We start from the raw sequence: 1815 nt of genomic DNA on the forward strand, positions 1-1815 counted from the left end.
TGATTTCGGCGTTTCGGGGTCTGGATTTGTGTCGGGAGGGGTGACGCGGTCCGTCCGGGCTGGTACGCCGGAGGCATGCGGTATCCGGACGGGGGGCGGGCTGTCCGCCGAGCAGCGTAGGCGCCGGGAAGAGGTACGGATGCGGGCCGTTGACCTCTTCGATGAGGGCGTGGAAGTCCCTTGCATCGCCCGGGAGTTACGGGTGAGTGAGAAGTCGGTCTACCAGTGGCGCCGCACCTGGAGGACGGGCGGACGCGAGGCGCTGCGTTCCCACCAACTGCTCAAGGCCCCGCTGATCGTGGTGTGGGACCGGCTGAACACCCACATCTCCAAGACGATGAAGGCACTCGTTGCCGAGCGGGACTGGCTGACGGTGGTCCTGCTGCCCGGGTACGCGCCCGACCTCAACCCGGTCGAGGGCCTGTGGGCGCACATCAAGCGGAGCCTGGCCAACCTGGCCGCCCGCACCCTCAACGAGCTGGAGACTCTGCTCCGCAGGCGGCTCAAAGCGCTGCAGTACCGGCATGGCATCCTCGGCGGATTCCTTGCCGGGACGGGCCTCGCACTCGACAGACCGGACAGACCCTAATACGCCGAAGTCAGTAACCAGCACATTACGTCCGAGAAGCTGAACCGGGCGTCGGCGGACGTGATCGACATGTTCATCCAGCTCGACCTCGCGCACGTGTGGGGTGATGTGTCCAAGGCCGGGATCGACGGCTCCCAGTACGACACGTGGGAGAACGACCTGCTCGCCGAGTCCCACATCCAGTATGGGGGCTTCGGCGGGATCGCCACGAGGCACATTTCAGATACCTATGTTGCGCTTTTCGGTCAATTTCATCCCGTGTGGTGTGTGGGAGGCTGTTTACCTGTTCGAGGGCCTGCTGAAGAACGATTCCGAGGCGACCGTGGACATCGTCCATGGTGATACGCAGGGCCAGAACCTGCCGGTCTTCGGGCAGCTCCACGGTGAAGTACGAGCACATCGACCCGCTGTTCGGCGATCCCGAGAAGGACGTCATCGACTGGCGGCTGGTCGAGAACCACTGGTCAGACCTCATGAGTGTCGTGCTGTTCATCCGGGAGGGCCGGCTCTCCTCGGGCGCGCTGCTGCGGCGCCTGGGCAACGCGTCCAAGCGCAACCGCACCTACCAGGCATATCGCGAGCTCGGGCGCGTGATCAGGACCATCGTGCTGCTTCGGTACCTGTCGGAGCCCGAGTTGCGCGATTCCATCCAGGCCGTGACGAACAAGACCGAAGCATTCCACAAGTTCAGCAACTGGCTGATGTTCGCCTCCGGCCTGCTCGCCGACAATGACCCGGAGGACCAGGAGAAGATCATCGCATTCAACGAGCTGCTGGCGAACTGCCTCATTTTCCATACCGCGGTGGACATCACGAAGGTGGTCAACGACCTCATCGAGGAGGGCTGGGAGGTCGACCCGGTCGACCTGGCCACCATCACCCCGTACATCACTAGCAAGATCCGACGCTTCGGCACGTGGCACCTGGACTTGGAGCCCCCGGACGGGCAGGCGGTCGGGCAGCTGCGGCTGGTCGCCTGAACGGGGCCTATGCGGTGAGGTCGAGGAAATCCGCGACGGGCCAGGCCGGGGCCGGTTCGACGACCGGGCCCGTGCCCGCGGCGTCCAGGAGGTGGCCGCGTACGCTCTCGCCGCCTTCGCCGGCGGGGGGCTGTGGGCGGCCGGACGGGTAACAACTCGGTCCGCGATTGAGGTCGGGGCGTGCTGGCCTGGCGGTTTGGCTGGTGGTTGATCAGCAGGTCGCCTGCCGGGCGAGAACCAGTTCGG

Annotated in this window: 1 protein-coding gene and 2 pseudogenes; all 3 read left to right on the top strand. The window is 65.4% G+C overall.

Features of this window, described 5'->3' with window-relative positions:
• The first annotated feature begins 139 nt into the window (after positions 1–139).
• The gene (locus ACFC79_RS38215) at positions 140–589 is read left to right on the top strand and encodes a transposase (protein ID WP_376249885.1); all 450 of its coding nucleotides are present in this window, start codon (positions 140–142) and stop codon (positions 587–589) included.
• 18 nt (positions 590–607) lie between these two features.
• A pseudogene (locus ACFC79_RS38220) lies at positions 608–931 on the top strand (Tn3 family transposase); the annotation flags it as partial.
• A pseudogene (locus tag ACFC79_RS38225) lies at positions 819–1569 on the top strand (Tn3 family transposase). The pseudogenes ACFC79_RS38220 and ACFC79_RS38225, both read left to right, overlap by 113 nt.
• Positions 1570–1815: the final 246 nt, after the last annotated feature.

It is taken from the genome of Streptomyces sp. NPDC056061, assembly GCF_042266885.1.
Taxonomy (GTDB): Bacteria; Actinomycetota; Actinomycetes; order Streptomycetales; family Streptomycetaceae; genus Streptomyces.